This is a genomic window from Arthrobacter sp. 10N418, assembly GCF_056394725.1.
This window is the reverse complement of the sequence record NZ_JBFTIK010000001.1, coordinates 183,407-206,696: the sequence shown is the minus strand read 5'-3', so window position 1 is coordinate 206,696 and position 23,290 is coordinate 183,407. Positions and strand designations below refer to the sequence as shown.

Annotated in this window: 19 protein-coding genes; 12 read left to right on the top strand and 7 right to left on the bottom strand. The window is 68.7% G+C overall.

Annotation, left to right across the window (positions count from 1 at the left end; genetic code table 11):
• Positions 1-17: 17 nt before the first annotated feature.
• Entirely contained in the window at positions 18-1,460 is a 1,443-nt protein-coding gene (locus AC1DCZ_RS00870; RefSeq protein ID WP_476973077.1) for an NAD(P)H-quinone dehydrogenase, read from the bottom strand.
• Positions 1,461-1,563: 103 nt separating this feature from the next.
• On the opposite strand from AC1DCZ_RS00870, the gene AC1DCZ_RS00865 reads away from it, so the two are divergent.
• A complete protein-coding gene (locus AC1DCZ_RS00865; protein WP_476972978.1) occupies positions 1,564-2,382 on the top strand; it encodes a purine-nucleoside phosphorylase in 819 nt (272 codons plus the stop codon).
• 42 nt (positions 2,383-2,424) lie between these two features.
• Here AC1DCZ_RS00865 and AC1DCZ_RS00860 read toward each other — a convergent pair whose 3' ends face one another.
• On the bottom strand, positions 2,425-2,904 hold the full coding sequence (locus AC1DCZ_RS00860) for an RrF2 family transcriptional regulator (RefSeq protein ID WP_476972977.1): 480 nt from the start codon (positions 2,902-2,904) through the stop codon (positions 2,425-2,427).
• A gap of 107 nt (positions 2,905-3,011) precedes the next feature.
• On the opposite strand from AC1DCZ_RS00860, the gene AC1DCZ_RS00855 reads away from it, so the two are divergent.
• On the top strand, positions 3,012-4,751 hold the full coding sequence (locus tag AC1DCZ_RS00855; protein ID WP_476972976.1) for a phospho-sugar mutase: 1,740 nt from the start codon (positions 3,012-3,014) through the stop codon (positions 4,749-4,751).
• Here AC1DCZ_RS00855 and nirD read toward each other — a convergent pair whose 3' ends face one another.
• On the bottom strand, positions 4,752-5,129 hold the full coding sequence (nirD, locus tag AC1DCZ_RS00850; RefSeq protein WP_476894944.1) for a nitrite reductase small subunit NirD: 378 nt from the start codon (positions 5,127-5,129) through the stop codon (positions 4,752-4,754).
• A 269-nt stretch (positions 5,130-5,398) separates the two neighbouring features.
• On the opposite strand from nirD, the gene nirB reads away from it, so the two are divergent.
• The 6 genes from nirB to AC1DCZ_RS00820 all read left to right on the top strand — a co-directional run bounded on the left by nirB (position 5,399) and on the right by AC1DCZ_RS00820 (position 12,556).
• On the top strand, positions 5,399-8,116 hold the full coding sequence (nirB, locus tag AC1DCZ_RS00845; RefSeq protein WP_476972975.1) for a nitrite reductase large subunit NirB: 2,718 nt from the start codon (positions 5,399-5,401) through the stop codon (positions 8,114-8,116).
• A 2-nt stretch (positions 8,117-8,118) separates the two neighbouring features.
• Positions 8,119-9,153, top strand: coding sequence for a uroporphyrinogen-III C-methyltransferase (cobA, locus tag AC1DCZ_RS00840; RefSeq protein WP_476972974.1), 1,035 nt, complete (start codon positions 8,119-8,121; stop codon positions 9,151-9,153).
• Between the two features lie 8 nt (positions 9,154-9,161).
• Positions 9,162-10,340, top strand: a complete 1,179-nt coding sequence (locus AC1DCZ_RS00835) for a uroporphyrinogen-III synthase (protein WP_476972973.1) — start codon at positions 9,162-9,164, stop codon at positions 10,338-10,340.
• Between the two features lie 209 nt (positions 10,341-10,549).
• Positions 10,550-11,407, top strand: coding sequence for an FAD-dependent oxidoreductase (locus AC1DCZ_RS00830; RefSeq protein WP_476972972.1), 858 nt, complete (start codon positions 10,550-10,552; stop codon positions 11,405-11,407).
• A gap of 142 nt (positions 11,408-11,549) precedes the next feature.
• Positions 11,550-12,278 carry a deoxyribose-phosphate aldolase gene (deoC, locus tag AC1DCZ_RS00825; RefSeq protein ID WP_476972971.1) on the top strand — a complete coding sequence of 243 codons (729 nt, stop codon included), beginning with the start codon at positions 11,550-11,552 and terminating at the stop codon, positions 12,276-12,278.
• 53 nt (positions 12,279-12,331) lie between these two features.
• Positions 12,332-12,556 carry a hypothetical protein gene (locus AC1DCZ_RS00820; protein ID WP_476894939.1) on the top strand — a complete coding sequence of 75 codons (225 nt, stop codon included), beginning with the start codon at positions 12,332-12,334 and terminating at the stop codon, positions 12,554-12,556.
• A gap of 122 nt (positions 12,557-12,678) precedes the next feature.
• Here AC1DCZ_RS00820 and AC1DCZ_RS00815 read toward each other — a convergent pair whose 3' ends face one another.
• Together AC1DCZ_RS00815 and mfd are read right to left on the bottom strand one after the other, a co-directional pair.
• Positions 12,679-13,509, bottom strand: a complete 831-nt coding sequence (locus AC1DCZ_RS00815; RefSeq protein ID WP_476972970.1) for a metal-dependent hydrolase — start codon at positions 13,507-13,509, stop codon at positions 12,679-12,681.
• 3 nt (positions 13,510-13,512) lie between these two features.
• Positions 13,513-17,160 carry a transcription-repair coupling factor gene (gene mfd / locus AC1DCZ_RS00810; RefSeq protein WP_476972969.1) on the bottom strand — a complete coding sequence of 1,216 codons (3,648 nt, stop codon included), beginning with the start codon at positions 17,158-17,160 and terminating at the stop codon, positions 13,513-13,515.
• 246 nt (positions 17,161-17,406) lie between these two features.
• Between mfd and AC1DCZ_RS00805 the strand changes: the two genes are divergently transcribed.
• The 4 genes from AC1DCZ_RS00805 to AC1DCZ_RS00790 all read left to right on the top strand — a co-directional run bounded on the left by AC1DCZ_RS00805 (position 17,407) and on the right by AC1DCZ_RS00790 (position 21,161).
• Positions 17,407-18,918 (top strand): SDR family oxidoreductase, encoded by a 1,512-nt coding sequence (locus tag AC1DCZ_RS00805; protein ID WP_476972968.1) that lies wholly within the window; start codon positions 17,407-17,409, stop codon positions 18,916-18,918.
• Positions 18,919-18,964: 46 nt separating this feature from the next.
• Positions 18,965-19,462 (top strand): DUF2505 domain-containing protein, encoded by a 498-nt coding sequence (locus AC1DCZ_RS00800; protein ID WP_476972967.1) that lies wholly within the window; start codon positions 18,965-18,967, stop codon positions 19,460-19,462.
• A gap of 4 nt (positions 19,463-19,466) precedes the next feature.
• Positions 19,467-19,688 (top strand): SCO4848 family membrane protein, encoded by a 222-nt coding sequence (locus tag AC1DCZ_RS00795; RefSeq protein WP_476972966.1) that lies wholly within the window; start codon positions 19,467-19,469, stop codon positions 19,686-19,688.
• A 159-nt stretch (positions 19,689-19,847) separates the two neighbouring features.
• Complete coding sequence (locus AC1DCZ_RS00790) at positions 19,848-21,161, top strand: UDP-glucose dehydrogenase family protein (RefSeq protein WP_476972965.1); 1,314 nt, start codon at positions 19,848-19,850, stop codon at positions 21,159-21,161.
• 10 nt (positions 21,162-21,171) lie between these two features.
• Here AC1DCZ_RS00790 and sufU read toward each other — a convergent pair whose 3' ends face one another.
• Complete coding sequence (sufU, locus tag AC1DCZ_RS00785) at positions 21,172-21,627, bottom strand: Fe-S cluster assembly sulfur transfer protein SufU (RefSeq protein WP_476972964.1); 456 nt, start codon at positions 21,625-21,627, stop codon at positions 21,172-21,174.
• Positions 21,628-21,639: 12 nt separating this feature from the next.
• Positions 21,640-22,947, bottom strand: coding sequence for a SufS family cysteine desulfurase (locus AC1DCZ_RS00780; RefSeq protein WP_476972963.1), 1,308 nt, complete (start codon positions 22,945-22,947; stop codon positions 21,640-21,642).
• Positions 22,948-23,290: the final 343 nt, after the last annotated feature.

Genomic DNA, 23,290 nt, shown 5'->3' with positions numbered 1-23,290 from the left:
GGCTGCGGCCCGGACGGTTACATGTGGACGTGCAGGCGACGGGCCGCTTCGGAGATTGAACCGCTCAGCGAGGGGTACACCGTGAAGGTGCTGGCGACGTCGTCGACGTGCAGTTTCTGCGTCACCGCGAGGGAGATCGCGAAGATCAGCTCGGACGCGTTGGGGCCCACCACGACGCCGCCGATCACGGTGCCGGAGCCTTTGCGGGCGAAGATCTTGATGAAACCGTCCTTGTGGTTGCGCATCTTGGCGCGCGCGTTGCTCTTGAGCGAAAGCTTGATGACATCCGCCTGGTACTTGCCGGAATTGATCTCGGCCTCGGACACCCCGACGTTGGCGATCTCCGGCGACGTGAAGATGTTGGACGCGACCTGGTGCAGCTTGAGCGGCATGACGCTGTCGCCGAGGAAGTGGGCAATCGCAATCCGCCCCTGCATGGCCGCCACGGAGGCCAGGGCGAGGACGCCGGTGCAGTCGCCCGCCGCGTAGATGTTGGACGCCGTCGTGCGGGAGACGCCGTCGACCTTGATGTGGCCGCTCTCGGTCAGCGCGACCCCGGCCTCTTCCAGCCCGATCCCTGCGGTGTTGGGGATGGACCCGACGCAGACCAGGCAGTGGCTGCCGGTGACTTTGGACCCGTCGCCGAGCGTTACCACGACGCCGTCCCCGGTGCGTTCGACCGTCTCGGCACGGGAGCGGGACAGCACTGTCAGCCCGCGGCGTTCGAAGACACCTTCAAGGACCTCCGCGGCGTTGGTGTCCGAGCCCGGGAGGACGCGGTCACGGCTGGAAATGAGCGTCACTTTGGAGCCGAGGCCGTTGTAGGCGGAGGCAAATTCGGCGCCGGTGACGCCGGATCCCACCACGATCAGCTCCTCGGGGAGCTCGTCCATGGTGTAGATCTGCGCCCAGTTCAGGATGCGGTCGCCGTCCGGCCGCGCGGTGGGCAACTCCCGCGGGTGCGCGCCGACAGCCAGCAGGATCGCGTCGGCTTCAATCGTCTCGGTGCCGTCAACGGTCAGGACCTCGATCGTGTGGTTGTCCAGCATCTTGCCGGAGCCGATCACGATGCGCACGTTCTGGTTTTCGAGGCCCTTGCGGATGTCCTCGGACTGCTGCCGGGCCAGGCCGAGCAGGCGGTCGTTGATGTGTTTGAGGTCCGCGCGCATCGTCGGCGAGCAGTCGCCGCCGTCGACGTCGAACTTGACGCCCAGCTCGCCGGCCTCGCCGACGCGGGTCATCAAATCCGCCGTCGCAATCAGGGTCTTGGAGGGTACGACGTCGGTCAGCACCGCTGATCCGCCGAGCCCCGCGCGCTCGATGATGGTGACCTGGGCCCCCAGTGAGGCGGCGACCATGGCGGCTTCGTAGCCGCCGGGCCCTCCGCCGAGAATTGCGATGCGGGGTGAGCTGAAATCGGGATGCGTAGTCACAATCATCCATTGTCCCCTATCCGCCACGGCACTACCAATAAACACGGCACTACCAATAAACCCGGGCCGGCCGACAAACCCGCGCTATCGCGTGCTGGGCAGCGGGCGCACAGCACGATAGCTTGTACCGGTGAGTACAACAGAATTCCTGAACACGGACCCCTTCGACGCCGCCCGCGCCGCCGCCGACTACATCGCCGAAGAGACGGGCGTCGATGCCCACGACGTCGCCCTCGTGCTCGGCTCGGGCTGGGGAGACGCCGCGGAGCTGATCGGCGAGACCACCGCCACGCTGTCCGCCGCAGAGGTACCGGGTTTCTCCTCCCCCTCAGTGGTGGGCCACGTAGGCACCATCCGGTCCGTGCTGACCAAGGAGGGCAAGCGGGCACTGGTCCTGGGCGCGCGTACCCACTACTACGAGGGCAAGGGAGTCCGCGCCGTGGTCCACGGAGTCCGCACTGCGGCCGCCGCCGGCTGCAAGACCCTCGTCCTGACCAACGGGTGTGGCGGCCTGAACGAGGACTGGACGCCCGGCACGCCGGTGCTCATCAGCGACCACATCAACCTCACCGCCACCTCACCTCTTGAGGGCGCCACCTTCGTGGACCTGACGGACCTCTACTCCTCCCGGATCCGCGGCCTGGCCCGGGAGGTGGACCCGTCGCTGGACGAAGGGGTGTACGCGCAGTTCACGGGACCGCATTACGAGACGCCCGCCGAGGTGCAGTATGCCAAGCGGATCGGCGCCTCCCTCGTGGGCATGTCCACGGCACTGGAGGCCATCGCGGGACGCCATGCGGGCATGGAGGTGTTCGGCATCTCGCTGGTGACCAACCTCGCAGCGGGCATCAGCCCCGCACCGCTCAGCCACGAGGAAGTCCTCGAAGCCGGGCAGGCCGCGGGACCGCGGATCTCCAAGCTGCTCGCAGAGATCATCGCCAAGCTCTAAACGGAGTGCCGGTGGTTCCTGCGCGGGCGCCCGGCGGCCGGATCATTGCAGGGCCAGATACTTGAGGGACTTCCTCTTGTCCGCCGGGAACCGCCGTTCCATCGACTCCGCAATCCCGGCGATACTCTGGCGCGCCAGGGCCTGCCGCCAGGCGAGTTCCGCCTGCCGCAACGTCTGCGAAATGAGGCACGTCCGGGCGAAATTCTCCTGGTGGTCCGGTTCCGGAACGTTGCCCAGGATCCCCTCGCAGCGGAAGGCCGGCTCCGCGCCCTCCAGTGCCAGGACAATGTCCAGGACGGTGATGTTCTCCGGGCGGCGGGCCAGGTGGAAGCCGCCCCGCGGCCCCGAGACCGAGGCCAGGACGCCGGCCCGGACCAGGGCCTGGAGCTGCTTGTTCAGGTACGCGGCGGGAAGCTTGTAGTACTCCGCCAGCCTGGCGCTGTTGACCGCCTCGCCCGGCGGCGTCCACGCCATGGTGACGCAACTGTGCACGGCCCATTCCACGCCACGGCCCATCTTCATATTCCAGACGCTACGTGTCCGGAAAATTAGGTGTCAAGGATAACCGGCCCGCGGACTCTCGCTTGTCGGGGGAGGCATCGTCGGCGATTGGCGATAGTTTGGTTCTTATGATGTCACCTGATGCCGAACTCACCAGCCTGCTGGGCGATGCCCGTGCATGGGCCGCCCAGGACCCGGACCCCGCCACCCGCGCTGCCCTGAGCGAACTGATCCGGCTCGCCGGGGACGGCGCCCCCGCTGCACGCCAGGAACTGGCCGACAGCTTCAGCGGCACCCTGCAGTTCGGCACCGCAGGGCTGCGGGCAGCCCTCGGGGCCGGCCCGAACCGGATGAACCGCGTGGTAGTGCGCCGCGCCGCCGCCGGCTTCGCCGCGTTCCTCACGGCCGCCGTCGCGCAGGCCTCCCCCGGCACCCGGCCGCGCGCCGTCGTCGGCTACGACGCACGGCACAACTCCGATATTTTCGCCGCGGAAACGGCCGCGATCCTCACGGCGGCCGGCATAGAGACGTTCCTGATGCCTGCCGCCCTTCCGACGCCGCTGCTTGCCTACGCGGTGCGGGCGCTGGATTGCGACGGCGGCGTCATGGTGACGGCCAGCCACAACCCGCCGCAGGACAACGGCTACAAGGTGTATCTGGGCCGCCACGCCGTCGAGGAGAGCGGACGCGGTGCACAGATCGTTGCGCCCTACGACGCCCTGATCGCCGCCAAGATCGACGCCGTCGAAAGCCTGGAATCCATCGCCCTGGCTGCGGAAGGATGGACGGTGCTGGACGCGTCGGTCACCGCCGGCTACGAGGCTGCCGTTGCCGCTCTGGCTCTGCCGGCGCGATTCCCGGCACGGGAGCTCAAGATCGTTCTGACACCGATGCACGGCGTGGGCGGCGAAACCGCGGTAGCGGTGCTGCATGCCGCCGGATTCGCCGACGTCACCCTCGTGACGGAACAGGCGGAACCGGATCCGGACTTCCCCACCGTAAACTTCCCCAACCCCGAAGAGCCCGGCGCCCTGGACCTGGCGCTGGAAACGGCCGCCCGCGTCGGCGCGGACATCGTGATCGCAAACGATCCCGACGCCGACCGCGCCGCCGTGGCCGGGAAGGACCCGGACACCGGCACCTGGCGCATGCTGCGCGGCGACGAGGTCGGGGTCCTGCTGGGCGCGCACGTCGTGGCGCGGCTGGACGCCGGGGACGAGACGCCGTCAGGTGTCTTTGCCAATTCGATCGTGTCCTCACGCCTGCTGTCGCGGATAGCGTCCGCGGCGGGCTTCGCCCACGAGGAAACGCTCACCGGCTTCAAATGGATCGCCCGCGTGCCCGGACTGCTGTACGGCTACGAGGAGGCGCTGGGGTACTGCGTCGCGCCCTCGCTGGTCCGGGACAAGGACGGGATTTCCGCGGCGGTCCTGATCGCCGAACTCGCGGCCGCGGCGAAGGCCGACGGCAAGACCATTTTCGAAACCCTTGATGAGCTGTACCTTGTGCACGGGCTGCACGCGAGTGACCAGCTCAGCATCCGGGTGGCGGATCTTGGCCTGCTGGACGCCATGATGAACCGGCTGCGGGTCAGCCCCCCGGACTCCTTCGGCGGCTCGGCCGTCGAGACGGTCACGGACCTCGCCGAAGGAAGCGAGCACCTGCCGCCCACGGACGGCCTGCTGTACCTGACAAAGGACCGCAGCCGCGTGATCATCCGCCCCAGCGGGACGGAGCCGAAGCTCAAGTGCTACCTGGAGGTCATCCGCGGCGTTGAATCAGCCGCAGGCCTGCCCGAGGCCCGGCGCGAGGCCCGCGCGGCACTCGACGGCGTCCTTGCGGACGTCCGCGAGGCGCTGGGACTCTAGCTAGAGTTCGACCTCAATGTACCCGCCCACAATCCGGGTACCGAAGGTCTGGAGCCGAAGTGCCGGGGTGCCCAGGCACTCCCCAGTGACGAGGTCGTAGACCTCCTTGTGCAACGGCGAGGCAAGCGTCTGGCGTGCCCCGCGGGACCCGATGATGCCGCGCGCCATGACGTGCGCCCCCGTGGCGGGGTCCTCGTGGGCGACGGCGTAGACCTCACCGGACACCGTGCGGAACATGGCCACCTGGCGGCCGGCGATCAGCGCGGCTTCGCCCCAGGCCGGCTCCAGGTCCCCCACGGCGCACACGCGGTGCCAGCCGGTCCCAAAGCCGGGGTGTTTAACGAAGCTTCGTGCTGCGCTCTCAAGTACGGCAGTCATTTCGGCCCCTTTCTGATACATCTCTGTCGGGCTCAGCTGCTGCTGCGGCCACATACCCAAGCTAGGTCCCGGGTGTTTCATCGGCGTGCAGTCAATGTGTCCGGCGGGTAAAAGAGACCTCACACGGCCCGAAACGCGTTCGTGATGCAGAAGTTAAGATCACGAAACATAAGGGAAACTGAAGCGAAACTGCGCTTGCCTAGTCTGGAGGGACACTTCGATTGAGAAGGCCGCAGAGCACCGACTGCGGCCCATGCGAAAGGCCCACCGTGACCGGACAGACTTCAAGCCCCCAGAACCAGGGCGCAGCGCGAACCACCACACCGCGCCGCGTCGTGGTCGCCGGAGGCGGCCCTGCCGCCCACCGTTTCGCCGACGCCATGCACGCCCGCGGCCTCGACGGCTGGCACGTCACAGTCCTCACCGAGGAGGCCCACCTTCCCTATGACCGCGTTGCGCTGAGCAAAGCCCTCACCGACGCCGACGCCGACCTCACCCTGGGCAGCGCCTCGATGTGGGACCACGCGGCGCTGGCCCTGCAGACCGGCGAGCGCGTGACCGGCATCGACACCGCAGGCAGGACCGTGACCACCGCCGCCGGCACCCTGTACCCGTATGACGACCTCGTCGTCGCCACCGGCTCCGATGCCGCCCGCCTGCCGATCCCGGGATCCGAACTCACCCACGTCTACCGCACGCTCGAGGACGTCCGGGCCATCAACAAGGCGATCGCGGAGCTGACGGAGACGCTGGGCCGCAAGGTCAACGCGGTCACCATCGGCGGCGGCCTGCTGGGCCTCGAGTCCGCGGCCGGCACCGAACAGCTCGGCGCCACCCCGATCGTCATCAACGGCTCCCCCTGGCTCATGAACACCCAGCTGGACGAGGGCGCCGGGCAGGCGCTCGGGCGCCTCATCGAGGCCAAGGGCTTCACCGTCCACGGCGGCGTGTTCCCCTCCGAGGTCCTCTCGGACGACGACGGCCAGGTCACCGGCGTCCTCATGGCCGACGGCCGCATCATCGACGCCGACATCGTGATCGTCGCCATCGGCGTCCGGCCCCGCGACGAGCTGTTCCGGGCCGCCGAGGGTGAGCAGCAGCAGTTCCAGCTCGGCCAGCGCGGCGGCGTCGTCATCTCCGACGACTGCTCCACCGAGGTTCCCGGCATCTGGGCGATCGGCGAGGTCGCCAACTTCGGCGGCATGTGCCTGGGCCTCGTGGCCCCGGCCAACACCATGGCGGAGATCGTGGCGGACCGGCTGCACGGCGGCGTTGCGACCTTCCCCGGCTTCGACGCGGCCACCAAACTCAAGCTTTCCGGCGTGGACGTCGCCAGCTTCGGTGATGCCTTCGCCAGGACCGAGCACGCGCTTGAAATCGTCTACGCGGACCCGGCCCGCGGCGTCTACCAGAAAATCGTCACCACGGACGACGCCAAGACCCTCCTTGGCGGCATCTTCGTCGGCGACGCCACCCCCTACACTTCCCTGCGCCCGATGCTCGGCCGCGAACTGGCCGCTGAACCCGGCGCGTACCTCACGGCGGCCGGCGGCGGCGACGCGGGGGACGAAGTCCTGGAGAGCAGACTCCCCGACGACGCCATCCTTTGCTCCTGCAACAACGTGTCGGCCGGGACCATCCGGGACACCGTCAACGGCTGCGGGGCGTGCGACGGGAACACCCCCGTCCAGGAACTCGGCGAGCTCAAGGGCTGCACCCGCGCCGGAACCAGCTGCGGCTCCTGCGTGCCGATGCTCAAGAAGCTGCTGGAAACCGAACTGACCAAGTCCGGCGTCGAGGTCTCCAAGGCGCTGTGCGAGCACATTGAACTCTCCCGGCAGGAACTCTGCGAGACCATCCGTGTCCTGGAACTGACCTCCTTCGAGGAGATCATGGCCACGTACGGCACCGGAGACGGCTGCGACATCTGCAAGCCCACCATCGCCAACATCCTTGCCAGCCAGAACAGCGCCTACGTCCTCGACGCCGGCCGCGGCACCCTGCAGGACACCAACGACCGTGCCCTGGCCAACATGCAGAAAGACGGCACCTACTCGGTGGTCCCGCGCATCGCCGGCGGCGAGATTACCCCGAAGAAGCTCGGCGTGATCGCGGCGGTCGCCGAACAGTACGGCCTCTACACCAAGATCACCGGCGGCCAGCGGATCGACATGTTCGGTGCCCGGCTGGAACAGCTCCCGGAAATCTGGAAGGTGCTCGTGGACGCCGGGTTCGAATCCGGCCAGGCCTACGGCAAGAGCCTGCGCACCGTGAAGTCCTGCGTCGGCTCCACGTGGTGCCGCTTCGGGGTCCAGGACTCGGTGGCCATGGCCATCGCGCTGGAACTGCGCTACCGCGGCCTGCGCAGCCCGCACAAGCTGAAGATGGGCGTCTCCGGCTGCGCCCGCGAATGCGCCGAGGCCCGGGGCAAGGACGTCGGGGTCATCGCCACCGCCGACGGCTGGAACCTCTACGTCGGCGGCAACGGCGGGGCCACCCCGGCGCACGCCCAGCTGCTGGCCAAGGACCTCGACGACGAAACCCTGATCAAGTACATCGACCGCTACTTCATGTACTACATCCGCACCGCCGACCGGCTGCAGCGTACCGCGCGGTGGCAGGAAGAGCTCGACGGCGGCATCAAGCACGTCGAGGACGTGGTGGTGCACGACACGCTGGGCATCGCCGGGGACCTCGAGGCCGCCATGGCCAGGCACGTGGACACCTACGTCGACGAATGGGCCGACACCCTGAAGGATCCCGAACGCCTCCGCCGCTTCCGGTCCTTCGTCAATGCCCCCGACCAGAGGGACGATTCCATCACGTTCGTCCCCGATGAGCGCGGCCAGATGCGCCCCGCGACGGCCGGGGAAAAGGCGCTGGCCGATCAGCAACCAGTCCTGATCGCCTCCACCATCCCCGTCCGGCCGTCCGGCGCAAGCGCCGCAGATGCAGCCACCGCTGCCGCTACCGAAAGCAAGGTCTGACCATGCAGCTCAGCATCGATCTCAGCGGCCGGGAAGTCCTCATCACCGGCTCCGACGCCGCCGCCCGCCAGGCCGTCCGCCGCTACCACGCCGCCGGTGCAGTCGTGTCCCGGCTCAGCAGCCCGCACGGGGCCGCACATGACGGCGCATTGCCGGAACGGCCGTACCTCGTGGCCGCCGTCGACGACGGCCAGCCCGGCTGGGACGCCCTGCTGGACCGCTGCCGGGCGACGGGCATCCCCGTCGCCGCGGAGCCTGCCGCGGGCCCCGCCGGCCACGTCACCCTCGTTGGCGGCGGCCCGGGCACCACCGAGCTGCTGACCGTCGCCGCCGTGGCGGCGCTGCGGGACGCCGACGTCGTCTTTTATGACCGGCTGGCCCCGTACCAGGAGCTCGCGTCGCTGGCATCGGCCGAGCTGGTGGATGTGGGCAAATGGCCGGGCCACCACCCGGTCAGCCAGTCTGGCATCGAGGAACTCATGGTGCAGGCCGCCCTCGCGGGCAGGAACGTCGTCCGGCTCAAGGGCGGGGACCCGTACGTCTTCGGCCGCGGTGGCGAGGAAGCGGCTGCCTGTGTGAAGGCCGGCGTTCACGTCCGCGTCATTTCCGGCGTTACGAGCGCCATCTCGGTCCCGGCCGCTGCGGGGATCCCGGTGACGCACCGCGAGGTCAGCCACATGTTCACGGTGGTCTCCGGGCACGCCCCGCTGACCGACAAGGAACACATGCACCTGGCCGGCCTGGGCGGGACCATCGTGGTCCTCATGGGGATCGGCACCCTGCACCAGCTGGCTTCCGGGCTGCGACGGGCCGGCATGCGCGCGGACATGCCGATGGCCGTCGTCGAGCGCGGCTACCGGCCCGGCCAGCGCACCACCATCGCCGAACTCGGCACCATCACCACCGCGGCCGCCGGCTGCACGAACCCCGCGGTGCTGGTGATCGGGGACGTGGTCCGGGTGGCCGAGGCCAACCGCGGCTGCGCCGACGCGGCTGCCGAGCTCGACCGGCTCGCCGCATCCCTGATGGAGGCGTGAACACGATCATGAGCGCACTGAACACCATCGCCGCGGCCTCCCCGCAGGCCGCCGACGTTCCCGGGCCGGGGCCGGCCGGCGAGGCCGTAGGGAAAGACCTGCCGCTGGACGGCTTCCGGATCGGGGTCACGTCGCACCGGCGGTCCCAGGACCTGATCGAGGCCCTGGAGCGGCGCGGAGCCGAGGTACTGCACGCTCCGGCGCTGAAGATCGCCCCGGTACAGGAGGACCTGCGGCTGATCGAGGACACCCGCGCCATCATCGAAGCCCGCCCCGAGCTGTGCATCGCCACCACCGCGTACGGCATGCGCCGCTGGTGCGAGGCGGCAGACACCTTCGGCATTGGCGAGCAGCTGCTGGACACCCTCTCGGGCTGCCGGATGTTCGTCCGCGGCCCCAAGGCCCGCGGAGCGGTCCGCGCGGCCGGACTGGCCGACGTCGGGATCAGCAGCGACGAAACCACGGCCACCCTGGTGGACATGCTCCTCGCCGAGGGCGTGCGGGGGAAAACGGTGGCGGTCCAGCTGCACGGCTACACCGATGTCCGCCAGCTCGAACGCCTGCGGATGTCCGGTGCCACGGTCCTGACCGTCACGCCGTACCGCTGGGTCAAGCCCGACGGCGCGGACCGCCTGCCGCGGCTGATCGAGGCTGCCTGCAGCGGGAACCTGGATGTGCTGACCTTCACCAGTGCCCCGGCCGTGGACGCGATGTGGAGCACCGCGCACGAGATGGGCGTCTACAAGCAGCTCGTGGAGAGCCTGAAGACCACGGTCGCCACCGCCGTCGTCGGACCTGTCACCGCCCAGCCGCTGATCGATGCCGGCCTGCAGCCGCTGGTCCCGGAGCGCTACCGCATGGGCGCCCTGATCCGGCTGGTCTGCGAGCATCTGGCCCTGAACCATGTCCGCCGCCTCGAGACCGTGTCCGGGAGTGTGGAGCTCCGCGGCCGCTCGCTCAGGATCGACGGGCAGGCCGTGGAAATGGCGCCTGCGCCCCTGCTCCTGCTCCGGGCCCTGCTGGGCGCCGGGGGGGCCGTGCTGTCCCGCGAGGCACTCTCCGAGCTCCTGGAGCTGCGCGGCTCCGTGCACGCCCTGGACATGACGGTCAGCCGGCTGCGGTCCTCCCTGCCGGACGGGCGCCTGGTCGAAACCGTGGTGAAGCGCGGCTACCGGGTCCGCGTCTGACAGCAACGCGGGGCCCCTGGCGCCCATCGCATCGTCATCCATGGGCGCCAAATGATCCCGCGTTGCTTTGTTACCGGCAGGTAAACGTTGGCGAACGGGCAGCGGAAAAACCGCAACACCCGGGAAACACCCCCGAAAAACCGGACGCCTACGCTGGGGTCCATCAAGCAGAACCGGCCACACCATCGGCCACCAGCGAAAGGGCCACCATGTCCGCCACGAGCGTTACTCCCGATTCCCAGACCCGGCCACGGATCGTCATCGCAGGAGCCGGCCCCGCCGCCCAGGCCCTCGTCCGCCAGCTCGCCCGGACACCGTTTGCCGGCGCGGTTACCGTGCTCAGCAACCGGGACGATGCCCCCGCCGAACTCCTGGCACTCGCCGCCCTCCCCCAGGTCTCCGTCCGCTTCGGCCAGCCGGCCAGCTACGTCGATACCGACAGCCGCTGCGTGGTCACTGCGGACGGCCTGGAATTCAACTACGACCAGCTCGTCATCGCCACCGGGTCCTCGCCCGCTGCCGCGCCCCTGGAAGGGGCCCGGCGGTGCCTGAGCTACTCCACGATCGACGACGCCACCCGCCTGGGCGAGGCCGTCAAGGACATCACCCGGGTCCTGGGCCGGCGTCCGCTGGGCATTCTCGTGGGCACCGGGACGGCCGCGGGCCAGGCCGAAGCGGTGCTGCGCGCCCGCGGTGTGCGCCCCGTCCGCACCACTCAGCGGCCTTCCGCCGTCCTTCCCACCCTCGCCGGCTCGGCGCTGCCGGCCGCCGGCATCGTGTTTGAGGACGGCTCCAGCATGAACGGGGACCTCGTGGTCCTCGCCGAGGACCGGGTTGCCCGCGACTTCCTTGCCGTCAGCGCGGGCCTGAAGACCGCACCGCAGGGCGGCATCGTGATCGGCCAGGACTTCCGCACGTCCGTCCCGGGAATCTGGGCTATCGGAGACGCTGCAGTGTTCGACGGCGTCCGGCTGGGGCTGCTCGTGGCCGCCGGTCCCGCGGCGTCCGCCTGCGCGTCCCAGCTGCTGCAGGGCGGCCCGGCGGACGTCCTCGCGCAGGCCGCCTAGCGGCTCCGGCCCGGCCCTCCGGAAGGGGATCCGTTGTGGCAAGATGGACATCTGACCAGCCACGAAGAACGCGGTGTCCGCAGGCCCACAAGGCCTCCCAGAGGAACTTCACAGTCCAGGGCCCGCCATGAAAGGGACCACCATGAGCAACGAAGCCGCTGCAGCCACCGGAAGCGCCGCCCCTGCAACCTCGGGCACCGCGAACCCGATTGCCTCCTACATTGACCACACCCTGCTCAAGCCGGAAGCGGGCGAGGCCGAGATCCTCAAAGTCTGCGCCGAGGCCGCCGAGTACCGCTTCAAGTCGGTCTGCGTGAACCCGATCTGGGTCAAGACCGTCAAGAAAGCCCTCAAGGGCTCGGGCGTGCTGACGTGTTCCGTGGTGGGCTTCCCGCTCGGCGCCACCCCGAGTGACGTCAAAGCCTTCGAGGCCCGCGGGGCCGTCCTGGACGGCGCGGAAGAGGTCGACATGGTGATCAATATCGCCGCGGCCCGCGCCAACGACAAGGGCGCCCTGGTGGATGACATCGCCGCCGTCGCCGAGCCCGTCCACGACGGCGGGGCGATCCTGAAGGTCATCATCGAAACGGCGCTGCTGACCGACGCCCAGAAGGTGCTGGCCTGCGAGGCCGCGGTGGAAGCAGGGGCGGACTTCGTGAAGACCTCCACGGGCTTCAACGGCGGCGGCGCCACGGCCGAGGACGTCGCGCTGATGCGCCGCACGGTGGGCCCGGACCTGGGTGTCAAGGCCTCCGGCGGCGTGCGGTCCCTCGCCGACGCGCAGGCTATGATTGCTGCAGGTGCAACACGTATTGGCGCCAGCTCCGGCATCGCGATCGTCAAGGGTGAACAGGGTTCGTCCGCGTACTGATTCGCACCGGCAGCTGCCACAGTTTTGAGCCCCCAGGGGCCGAGGAGGAACGAATGTCCAAGATCAACAGCAACACCCGGCAGAGCGAGAACAGCCTCGCGTCCAGCATCATCCTCTTCGCTCTGATGATGGTGTTGTTCCTCGGCGCGCTGTACTCGCTGTCCTACCTGTCGCTGGACAACCCGTGGCCGATGGCCGTCTGCCTGCTCCTCTTCGCCGGCTCGTTCTGGATCCCGCAGACCATCCTGGGCCGCTCGGATTCGGCGGGCGAAAACTAGGCTTTCCCTTCCTTAACTGGCTGAAGCTCCGGATATTCCGGAGCTTCAGCCAGTTAAGGACACGTCGCCAATCCTCCGTCGCGGACCCAGTTCACCGCCGGCTCAGCCCGGGAACAGGGCCCTCAGCCCGGGAGCAGCGAGAACAGGCCGTTGACCAGCGTTGTCTCCATCGCCGCGGCGGCCGGGAAATGGACTTTGGCCACGGCCAGGACCGCGCCGAACATCCCGACCATGGCGTAGGCGCTGACCGGGATCAGGACGAACCATTCCCGCCGGGAGCCAGCACGGCCCAGCAGCGGGATGGAGAACGCCCCGTTGGGCCGCCAGATGTCCTTCACGAGCGGCAGCTTGCGCAGGACCTTTGGCGGCTTGATCACGAGCGGCCACAGCAGCGGCACTCCCCCGGTCGTGATCATGTCCCCGACAATGTGCACCAGCACGCCTGTGAGCATCGACACCGGAAGCCAGGTCCACTGGTGCGGAGCAAACCACGTCACCAGGCCTGCCATGAGCAGGGCGAAGATCCAGTTGCTGATCCAGCCGTACTTCGGAAAAAGTTTGAGGGCTTTCGCCGCGATGTTGATCATGAACATGCACAGCAGCCCGGCACCCACGGACAGCAGCCCCCAGCCCGTCTGCAGCTGGAGTTGCCCGGCCATGGCCGCGAGCAGCACGAAGATCGCCGCGCCCAGCACCGAGTGGGTGCCCTGGCGGTGGCCGCCGCTGGCGTTCTCGATCCCGACGGCGATTACGTTGGACAGCGGCGGCAGCGAGTGCGCAATGGTACTGGAGCGGTGGTCCCAGTCGCACACCAGGGCTGTCCCCGCCGTCGCCATTCCGCCGATCACGATCCCGGTGGCGTCCAGCGGGTACCAGCCCAGGGCATACGGTCCGGTCGAGGCAATGGCTACCCACGCCGCGGCTCCTGACGCGGCGTGGTGTCCGCCCATCATTGCCTAGCTCCTCGCCTGTTCAACGGCAAGAGGGGCGTCGGAGAAAATGTTACGGATGACGCCGTTGGCCCACTCCAGGATCTCGGCGTCCTGCAGGTCCCGGCCGCCGATCCTCGCCGTCTTGGGCTTGGGAACGAGCACGGCGTCCAGCGCCGGTTTTGCCTGCGCGCCGGGGTACATCCGGGTCAGCCGCATGAGCTTGGACTCCGGCAGCTGTGCCGGGGAGAACTTGATGAAGTTCCCCTGGAGCGCGACGTCGGAGAGCCCCGCCTCGCGTGCCCCCACCCGGAAGCGGGCGACGTCGATCAGGTTCTTCGCGGGCAGCGGCAGCTCCCCGTAGCGGTCCACCAGCTCGGCGACAACCTCATCGATGGCCTCGTAAGTGATGGCGGAGGCCAGCTTGCGGTACGCCTCGAGGCGCAACCGCTCGCCGGGGACATAGTCGTGCGGCAGGTGCGCGTTGACGGGGAGCTCGATCTTCATTTCCGCGGCCTTTTCCTCGGCCTCGCCGCGGTATTCCGCGACGGCTTCGCCCACGAGCCGGATGTACAGATCAAAGCCGACGCCCTGGATATGCCCGGACTGCTCGCCGCCGAGCAGGTTGCCGGCGCCGCGGATCTCGAGGTCCTTCATGGCCAGCTGCATGCCGGCGCCGAGTTCGTTGTGCGTGGCAACGGCCTTGAGGCGTTCGAGCGCCACTTCGCCGAGCGGTTTTTCCGAGGGGAACAGGAAGTACGCGTAGGCGCGTTCGCGGCCGCGGCCTACGCGGCCGCGCAGCTGGTGCAGCTGGGAGAGTCCGTACTTCTCCGCCCCGTCCACGATCAGCGTGTTGGCGTTGGAAATGTCCAGGCCCGTCTCGATGATCGTGGTGCAGACGAGGACGTCGAAGCGCTTCTCCCAGAAGTCCACGATGATCTGCTCGAGCCGGCTCTCGGACATCTTGCCGTGCGCTACCTCCACGCGGGCCTCCGGCACGAGTTCCCGGATCTTCGCCGCGGTCCGGTCGATCGTGGAGACCCGGTTGTGCACGAAGAACACCTGCCCTTCGCGCATGAGTTCGCGGCGGATGGCGGCCGAGGTCTGCTTGTCCGTGTAGGGCCCCACATAGGTCAGCACGGGGTGCCGTTCCTCCGGCGGGGTGGCCAGGGTCGAGGTCTCACGGATGCCGGTCAGGGACATCTCCAGGGTCCGCGGAATCGGCGTGGCGCTCATGGCCAGGACGTCGACATTGGTGCGCATCTTCTTCAGCGCTTCCTTGTGTTCGACGCCGAAGCGCTGCTCCTCGTCCACGATCACCAGGCCCAGGTCCTTAAACGCGAAGTCCTTGGACAGCAGCCGGTGCGTGCCGATCACAACATCCACGGCGCCGGATTTGACGCCTTCGGCCGTCTCCTTGGCTTCCTTGGCGCCCTGGAAACGGGACAGCGGCTTGACCCGCAGCGGGAACCCGGAGAACCGCTCGGTGAACGTCTCGTAGTGCTGCTGGGCGAGCAGGGTGGTGGGCACGAGCACGGCGACCTGCTTGCCGTCCTGGACCGCCTTGAAGGCGGCCCGGACCGCGATCTCGGTCTTGCCGTAGCCCACGTCCCCGGAGATGAGGCGGTCCATGGGGATCTCCCGCTCCATGTCGGCCTTGACCTCGTTGATGGTGGTCAGCTGGTCCGGGGTTTCGACATACGGGAAAGCTTCCTCCAGCTCACGCTGCCAGGGCGTGTCCGGGCCGAAGGCATAGCCGCGGGAGGCCATCCGGGCCGAGTACAGCCGGATCAGTTCGCCGGCGATCTCCTTGACCGCCTTGCGCGCCTTGGACTTGGTGCTGGCCCAGTCCGCGCCGCCCATCTTGCTCAGGGCCGGGGTGTCGCCGCCGACGTAGCGGGTCACCTGGTCCAGCTGGTCCGTGGGCACGAAGAGCCGGTCGCCGGGCGCGCCGCGCTTGGACGGCGCGTACTCCAGGACGAGGTATTCGCGGACCCCAACTGAGTCTTTTGAGCCGCCGACTGCAATCCTTCGCTGGATCAGCTCCACGAACCGGCCGATGCCGTGCTGTTCGTGCACCACGGAGTCGCCGGCCACCAGCTGCAGCGGATCGACGGCGTTCCGCCGCTTGGACGGCATCCGGCGCATGTCCTTCGTGGAGCCGGCCGAGGTGCGGCCCAGCAGGTCAGCCTCGGTCAGCAGGGCAAGCTTGAGCGGGTCAAGGACAAATCCGCGGCCGGCGGCGGCGGTGGTGACCTCGATCAGGCCGGGCTGGGGTTCGGCGTCGAGGGAGTCCACCCGGGCGCACGGGATGTCGTTGTCATGGAACAGTTCCGCGAGCCGCTGTGCCGGGCCCGGGCCCCCGGTGACGACGACAATCCGCCACTGGTCCCGCACGCGGGAGCCGATGAAGTCCATCATTTCAGCCACGTCACCCTGGTAGCCGCGGGGCTCGCGGGCGTGCAGGTTCAGGACATCGACATCCGGCATGAGTTCTTCATCTGTCGCCAGGGACGTGATCGACCACCACGACACGCCGTGGGCGAGGGCGGCCGTACGGGTTTCGGTCAGGGACCGGAAGCTGGCCGAATGCAGCGCCGCCGACGCCTGCGAGCTCAGATCAAGCGGTGCCCTGCCGCCGTCTGAGGCTGTGGACCATGCCGCTTCCAGGAATTCCTCGTTCGTGGCGGCGAGGTCGTGGGCACGGGCGCGTACCTTTTCCGGCTCGATCACCACGGAGAGGGAACCGGAGGGGAGCTGGTCCAGGAAAGGCACCATGGCATCCACCAGCACGGGGGCCAGCGATTCCATGCCCTCCACGGCAATGCCGCCGGCGATCTTTTCCAGCATGTCCGCCGCGGCCGGCAGTTGCGCCTTCAGCGTCGCGGCCCGGGACATGACGGAGGGCGTGATCAGTATTTCACGGCACGGCGGAGCATGGAGTTCTGTGGGGTGGTGCACGCCGGGCGCCGACAGTGAGCGTTGGTCGGCTACGGCGAACCAGCGCATCTGTTCGACCTCGTCGCCAAAGAACTCAACCCGGACCGGGTGGTCCTCGGTGGGCGGGAAGACGTCCAGCATTCCGCCCCGCACAGCGAATTCGCCGCGGCGCGTCACCATGTCCACGCGGGCGTAGGCTGCATCGGCGAGACTTTTCACGACGTTGCTGAAGGAGATTTCCTGGCCGACTTTCAACGTGACCGGCACCAGTTCGCCGAGGCCGGCCACGATCGGCTGGACGACGGCGCGGACCGGCGCCACCACGACGCGCAGGGCACCGGCGGCGGAGGCTTCGGGATGGGCAAGGCGCCTGAGTACGGAGAGGCGGCGGCCGACAGTGTCTGAGCGCGGGGAGAGCCGTTCGTGCGGGAGGGTCTCCCAGCTGGGGAATTCGGCGATCGTGTCGGCCGGCAGGAAGGCGCGCAGGGCCTCGGTCAGGTCCTCGGCCTCGCGGCCGGTGGCGGTGACGGCCAGGACAACCGCTCCGGGGGATGAGGCGAGGCCGTCGGCCATTTCCGCGAGCAGGGTTGCCCGCATGCCGGCGGGGGCGCTGATCTGGTAGTCCTCGCTGCGGGCTTCGAAGCCGCGGGAGGCCTCGGCCCGGACGCGGGCGTAGTTCCGGTCCTCGGCCAGGGCACGGCGCAGACCGGTAAGTGAGGGGCCGTTGGGGCTCATAACTGTTGCTCCTGATGGGATCACGGAAATGCAGGCAACACGAATAGCCGGAATTCGCGAGAATCCCGGGTCTTCCAAGCCTACCGCGGAGGTGGGGACGGTCAGGCCCGCGGGGCTAAGCTGGCAGCACGGACCGGTCCGCGGCGGCGGTCGCTCCGAATAGCTTCCGCGGGCAATGACACGGAGCCCAGACAATAGGCACGGGCAAATCAGCACGGACAAATGAGCACTGACAAGGGGCCAACCATGAACGGCACTCCCACGGCAGAACATCCGAAGACAGTCCTCGTCACTGGCGCCACCGGCTATATCGGCGGCCGGCTGGTCCCCCGGCTGCTCGAGGCCGGGCACACGGTGAAGGTCCTCGTCCGCACGCCGGCGAAGATCGCCGGCGTGCCGTGGCTGGACGACGTGGAGGTGATCCAGAGCAGCCTCGACGACGGCGGGGCACTGCGCGAGGCGCTGGAGGGCGTCGATGTCCTGTACTACCTGGTCCATTCCATGGCCGCCGGCCCGGGCTTCGAGGCCAAGGAACAAACGATGGCCGGGACCGCCGCCACGGCAGCCGCGGACGCGGGAGTCGGCAGGATCGTCTATCTGGGCGGCCTGCACCCGGCAGGCGCCGAGCTCTCGACGCACATGCGGTCCCGGGAAGCGGTGGGGAAGGTTTTCCTCGACAGCCCGGTCGACGCCGTCGTGTTCCAGGCGGGCGTCGTCATCGGCTCCGGATCGGCCTCCTTCGAGATGATCCGGCACCTCACGGAAACGCTTCCGGTGATGCCCGCCCCGAGCTGGGTGAAGAACCGGATCGAGGCCATCGCGGTGCGCGATGTCCTGTACTACCTCGTGGCGGCGGCATCCCTCAGTGGCGCGATCAACCGCACCTTCGACATCGGTTGCCGCGAGGTCCTGACCTACGCGGGAATGATGAACGAATACGCCGCCGAGGCCGGCCTCCCGCACCGCCTCGTGCTGGCCCTGCCCGTGCCCGCCCCGAAGCTCGCCGGGATGTGGGTCGCTTTGACGACTCCGATCCCGCTGTCCATGTCCCTGCCCCTCGTGGAATCGCTGCAGCATGACGCTGTGTCCCGCGAACACGACATCGATTCCCTCATCCCGGTGCCGGCGGGCGGCCTGACGCCGTACCGCCGTGCGGTGGCCCTCGCCCTGGGCAAGGAACGCGACGCCCAGGTCGAAACGACCTGGGCCAGCGCCGGCGCCGACGCGGATCCCCTCCCCAGCGACCCCGACTGGGCCGGCCACCGCGTCTACGTTGACGAACGGAGCTTTTCCAGCCCGGTGGACCCTAAGTACGTCTGGACCATCATCGAAGGGATTGGCGGCCAAAACGGCTGGTACTCGCTTCCGCTGGCATGGCGCGTGCGCGGCTGGCTGGACAAGCTCACGGGCGGAGCGGGACTGCTCCGCGGCCGCCGCCACCCGCACCTGCTGGCGGAGGGCGAAGTAGTGGACTGGTGGCGTGCCGAGCGGATCGACCGCGGCCGGCTGCTGCGGCTGCGGGCCGAGATGCGGGCCCCGGGCCGCGCCTGGCTGGAGCTCTCCCTGGAGCCCCAGGGAACCGGAAGCCTCTACCGGCAACGGGCCATTTTCTTCCCCAAGGGCCTGAGCGGGCGCCTCTACTGGCTCGCCGTCCTGCCCTTCCACAGCGTCATCTTCCCGGCCATGTCACGCAACATCACGGCCGCGGCACGGGACCTGCAGGACCTCGAATCGGAGCCCGCCCGGCACACCGCGTAGGATGTTGGAGCCCGAAACGTCCACTTCCACACCACGGAGGACCCCCATGGCCCTGAGTGCATCCACCACCGTTCCGCACAGCGTAGAGCGCGTCACCGCGGTTTTCGTCAACGAGGACTTCCTGCGCCACACGAGCGAACTTGTCGGCGGCACCCTCGAATCATTCGTCGTCGACGGCGATCCCGCCGGCGCGTTCAGCACCACCACCGTCCGCACGGTCCCCACCACCCGGATGCCCGACGTCGCCCGGAAGTTCGTGGGCGAGCGGCTCACCGTGACGCAGCTGGAGACCTGGGAGGCTCCGTCCGCCGACGGCTCGCGCCAGAGCAACATCTCCCTGAAGATCGCCGGGGCACCGCTGGATGTGAACGCCGTCCAGCGTCTCGTGTCCGACGCCGGCAGCACCCGGATCGAGCTTGAGGGCAGTGTGACGTCCTCCGTGCCCTTCCTTGGCGGCAAAATCGCCGAGGCCGCCGAACCCATGGTCGGCAAGGCCTTGAACATCCAGTCCACCCAGGCCCAGGCCTGGCTCGAAAGCCACTAGCGCCGTGGAACTGCCTGCACTCCTGGCTGTCGTCCTGATTATTGCCGGCGTCTGGTCCCTCGCTGTCTGGCCGCAGTTCCTGCGCCGGGTCATGACGGACCCGAGGGCCCGCGACTCCGGCGGCAAGGCCACCCGCTTCCTGACCGTCCACGTCGTCCTCGTCAGCATCTCCATGGTGCTCGGGGCCGCGACGGCGGCAATCGGGATTGCGGGGCTGCTCGGCTAGTGCTCCCCCCGCCGGCCGGCTGCCCGGCGGCGGCTGGGCGAACCGGCCGCCGCCGTCGCGCTGTTCCTCCCGGCCTGGCCGGGGCGCGCCGGGCGGCTGGGCGAACCGGCCACCGGACACGTACGCTGTGAACAAGCGACGCGGGAGGACATCGGAACTATGCGGATCTCGGTTATCGGCTGTGGTTATCTGGGGGCGGTCCACGCGGCCTGCATGGCAAAGCTCGGCCACGACGTCGTGGGCATCGATGTTGACGAAAACAAGGTGGCGCAGCTGTCCGGCGGCCACGCCCCCTTCTACGAACCGGTGCTGGACGATCTCCTCAGCGAGCTTGAAGAATCCGGGCGCCTGCGGTTCACTACCGACATGTCCGCCGCCCGCGGCTCGGAGGTCCACTTCATTTGCGTGGGCACACCGCAAAAGCGCGGCGAAAACGCCGCCGACCTCCGGTTCGTTGACGCCGCCGTGGGGTCCTTGGCCGCCTATGTTTCGCCCGGCGATGTGGTCGCCGGAAAGTCCACAGTGCCGGTGGGCACCGCGGCGCGGCTTGCCGAAGTCATCGCGGAAACGGAGCCGGGTGCCACGCTTGTCTGGAACCCGGAGTTCCTGCGCGAAGGCCACGCGGTGACCGACACGCTGAACCCGGACCGGTTCGTCTATGGCATGCCGGACGGCAGCGAAGAGAACCCGGCCGTGGACGTGCTGGACCGCGTGTACGAGGCCCCGCTGGCCAACGGGACGCCGAGGCTCGTGACGGACTACGCAACGGCGGAGCTGGTGAAGACGGCTGCCAACTCGTTCCTCGCCACCAAGATTTCCTTCATCAACGCCATGGCCGAGGTCTGCGAGGCCACGGGGGCCGATGTCACCCGGCTGGCCGACGCGATCGGACTCGATGACAGGATTGGCCGGAAATTCCTCAACGCCGGCATCGGCTTCGGCGGCGGCTGCCTGCCCAAGGACATCCGCGCGTTCATGGCCCGCGCCGGCGAATTGGGTGCGGATCAGGCCCTGACTTTCCTGCGGGAGGTCGACGCCATCAACATGCGGCGGCGCACCCGGGTGGTGGAGCTGACCCGTGAGCTCTGCGGCGGGACCCTGATGGGGCAGCGCATCGCGGTCCTGGGCGCCGCGTTCAAGCCCGAGAGCGACGACGTCCGGGACTCCCCCGCCCTCAGCGCGGCCGCGCAGCTCCAGCTCCAGGGCGCCGTCGTGACCGTCACCGATCCCCAGGCGCTCGACAACGCGGCCAAGCGTTTTCCCGAGCTCCAGATGGAGCCGGATCTGGAGACCACCCTGCTCAAGGCCGACGCCGTTCTGCTGCTGACGGAGTGGAAGGCCTACCGGGAGCTGGACCCGCACGGGACCAAGGCACTCGTGTCAGCACCGCGCATCCTGGACGGACGCAACGTCCTGGATCCGGCCAAGTGGCGCGCCGCCGGCTGGACCTACAAGGGCCTCGGCCGGCCCTGACCGGGACCCCTCAGGCGGACAGCGCCTGGCCGAGGGCGTCCTCGGCCGCCACCCAGGAGAGCATCGCGCACTTGACCCTGGCGGCGTAACGGGACACGCCCTCAAACGCGGCGGCGTCCCCGAGGATCTCCGGATCGGCGGCGACCTTGCCGCGGGAGCGCAGCACCTCGCGGAAACTGTCAATCACGGTCCGGAAATCCTCCGTGGTCATGCCCTCCGCGAGGTCTGTGAGCACGGAGGCTGACGCCATGGAGATCGAACAGCCGTCGCCGTCCCAGCGCAGTTCGCTGACTTTCCCCCCGGACACCGCGACCCTGACCGTGATCTCATCGCCGCAGACCGGGTTCAACTGGTGGGACTGGCCGCTGCTCGCATTTGCGGGCGCCGCGGCACCGTCCAGCCCGCTGCCGTGCCGGGCTTTGGAGTGCTCCAGGATGATCTGCTGGTAAAGCTGGTCGAGACTCATGTGCTGCCGTCCTCAGGCTTGGAAGTATGCGCGGACACCGGCGACGGCGTCGAGAAACGCGTCCACGTCGTCCGTGGTGTTGTACAGGTAGGTGCTGGCACGTGTGGTGGCCGTCAGCCCGAGCCTGCGGTGCAGCGGCTGGGCGCAGTGGTGGCCTACGCGCACGGCGATGCCACGGCTGTCCAGGAACTGCCCGACGTCGTGCGCGTGCACTCCCGCGACGTCGAAGGCAGCCAGCCCGATCCGCTCCTGGCCGGCCGCCGGCCCCAGCACCCGGATTCCCGGTATGGATTCGAGTCCTACGACGAGGCGCTGCCCGAGTTCCGCTTCCCAGGTGTGGATGCGGGAGAGGCCGGTTTCGGTGAGATAGTTTGCCGCCGCGGCGAGGGCCACGGCCTGGGAGATCCGTTGCGTTCCCGCCTCAAACCGTTGCGGGCTGGGCAGGAATCCTGCCCGTTCCATGGTCACGGTGGTGATCATGGAACCCCCCGTCAGGAAGGGCGGCATGGCGTTGAGCAGCTCCGCGCGGCCGTACAGCCCGCCGATTCCGGTCGGGGCCAGCATCTTGTGGCCGGAGAAGACGGCGAAGTCCACATCCAGCGCCTTGACGTCCAGGGGCAGGTGCGGCGCGGACTGGCACGCGTCGAGCACCACGAGGGCGCCCACGGCCCGGGCCAGTGCCACCAGCGTGGCAACAGGGTTTATGGTGCCGAGGACGTTGGAGGCGTGGGTGAAAGCCAGCACCCGCGTTCGTGCCCCGATGATGTGCGCGGCTTCATCCAGATCCAGGGCGCCGTTGTCATCCACGGGGATGAACTTCAGCACGGCTCCGGTCCGTTCGGCCAGCTGCTGCCAGGGAATCAGGTTGGCGTGATGCTCCATCTCCGTGACCACAAGTTCATCGCCGGGTGCCAGGGCAAACCTCGCCGCTTCCGGTGCGGCTCCGGGCAGCGAGGCGTTCAGGAAGGAGTAGCTCAGCAGGTTCAGGCCCTCGGTGGCGTTGGAGGTCCAGATGAGTTCATCCCAGCCGGCGCCGATAAACGCAGCCACCGTTTCCCGGGCGTCCTCGAAGGCTTCGGTAGCCTCCACGGCGAGGTGGTGCGCCCCGCGGTGCACTGCGGAGTTCCGTTGCTCGTAGAATTCCTGCTCGGCCTCCAGCACGCTCAGGGGGTTCTGCGAGGTGGCCCCCGAGTCCAGGTAGATGAGCGGCCTGCCGTTGACGTGCTGCTGCAGGATCGGGAAGTCGTTCCGGATCCTCAACACCTCTTCGTTTCCGAGCGCAACGGCATAGCGGCGGAGATGGGCTGGCGTGGCTACCATGGCGGAGACTCCTGGATCGGCGTTCGCTGCGGCGCACGGTGCAGGCGGCGGGGCCGGACTGACCAAATACGTCACACAGATTAAGCCTAATTATCCCACGTTCCCGCAGCAGTCCTTCTCGGCAGCCCCTCGCGGCCGCCCCCGGGGTGTCTCCGGCGGCCGTCCCTGACCGCCGTCGCCGGGTCTGTCGTCCGCGGCGCCCACGCCGCTTCGACGCCCTCCAGGCTCACGTTTTTCCGCGACGCAGACCAAATAAGGGAGCCGGCGGCGGCTGGGGGGAGAGCCTCGGTCTCAGAAGGCTCTGACGCCGCCGGCTCCGACCTAGGCGCGCGGCTGCCTGAAT

What these genes read in the sequence shown, in the direction of transcription:
- AC1DCZ_RS00860 (WP_476972977.1), bottom strand. Translation starts at nt 2,904, where the DNA reads ATGAAGATGGGCCGTGGCGTGGAATGGGCCGTGCACAGTTGCGTCACC.
- AC1DCZ_RS00855 (WP_476972976.1), top strand. Translation starts at nt 3,012, where the DNA reads ATGATGTCACCTGATGCCGAACTCACCAGCCTGCTGGGCGATGCCCGT.
- nirD (WP_476894944.1), bottom strand. Translation starts at nt 5,129, where the DNA reads ATGACTGCCGTACTTGAGAGCGCAGCACGAAGCTTCGTTAAACACCCC.
- cobA (WP_476972974.1), top strand. Translation starts at nt 8,119, where the DNA reads ATGCAGCTCAGCATCGATCTCAGCGGCCGGGAAGTCCTCATCACCGGC.
- AC1DCZ_RS00835 (WP_476972973.1), top strand. Translation starts at nt 9,162, where the DNA reads ATGAGCGCACTGAACACCATCGCCGCGGCCTCCCCGCAGGCCGCCGAC.
- AC1DCZ_RS00830 (WP_476972972.1), top strand. Translation starts at nt 10,550, where the DNA reads ATGTCCGCCACGAGCGTTACTCCCGATTCCCAGACCCGGCCACGGATC.
- deoC (WP_476972971.1), top strand. Translation starts at nt 11,550, where the DNA reads ATGAGCAACGAAGCCGCTGCAGCCACCGGAAGCGCCGCCCCTGCAACC.
- AC1DCZ_RS00820 (WP_476894939.1), top strand. Translation starts at nt 12,332, where the DNA reads ATGTCCAAGATCAACAGCAACACCCGGCAGAGCGAGAACAGCCTCGCG.
- AC1DCZ_RS00815 (WP_476972970.1), bottom strand. Translation starts at nt 13,509, where the DNA reads ATGATGGGCGGACACCACGCCGCGTCAGGAGCCGCGGCGTGGGTAGCC.
- mfd (WP_476972969.1), bottom strand. Translation starts at nt 17,160, where the DNA reads ATGAGCCCCAACGGCCCCTCACTTACCGGTCTGCGCCGTGCCCTGGCC.
- AC1DCZ_RS00805 (WP_476972968.1), top strand. Translation starts at nt 17,407, where the DNA reads ATGAACGGCACTCCCACGGCAGAACATCCGAAGACAGTCCTCGTCACT.
- AC1DCZ_RS00800 (WP_476972967.1), top strand. Translation starts at nt 18,965, where the DNA reads ATGGCCCTGAGTGCATCCACCACCGTTCCGCACAGCGTAGAGCGCGTC.
- AC1DCZ_RS00790 (WP_476972965.1), top strand. Translation starts at nt 19,848, where the DNA reads ATGCGGATCTCGGTTATCGGCTGTGGTTATCTGGGGGCGGTCCACGCG.
- sufU (WP_476972964.1), bottom strand. Translation starts at nt 21,627, where the DNA reads ATGAGTCTCGACCAGCTTTACCAGCAGATCATCCTGGAGCACTCCAAA.
- AC1DCZ_RS00780 (WP_476972963.1), bottom strand. Translation starts at nt 22,947, where the DNA reads ATGGTAGCCACGCCAGCCCATCTCCGCCGCTATGCCGTTGCGCTCGGA.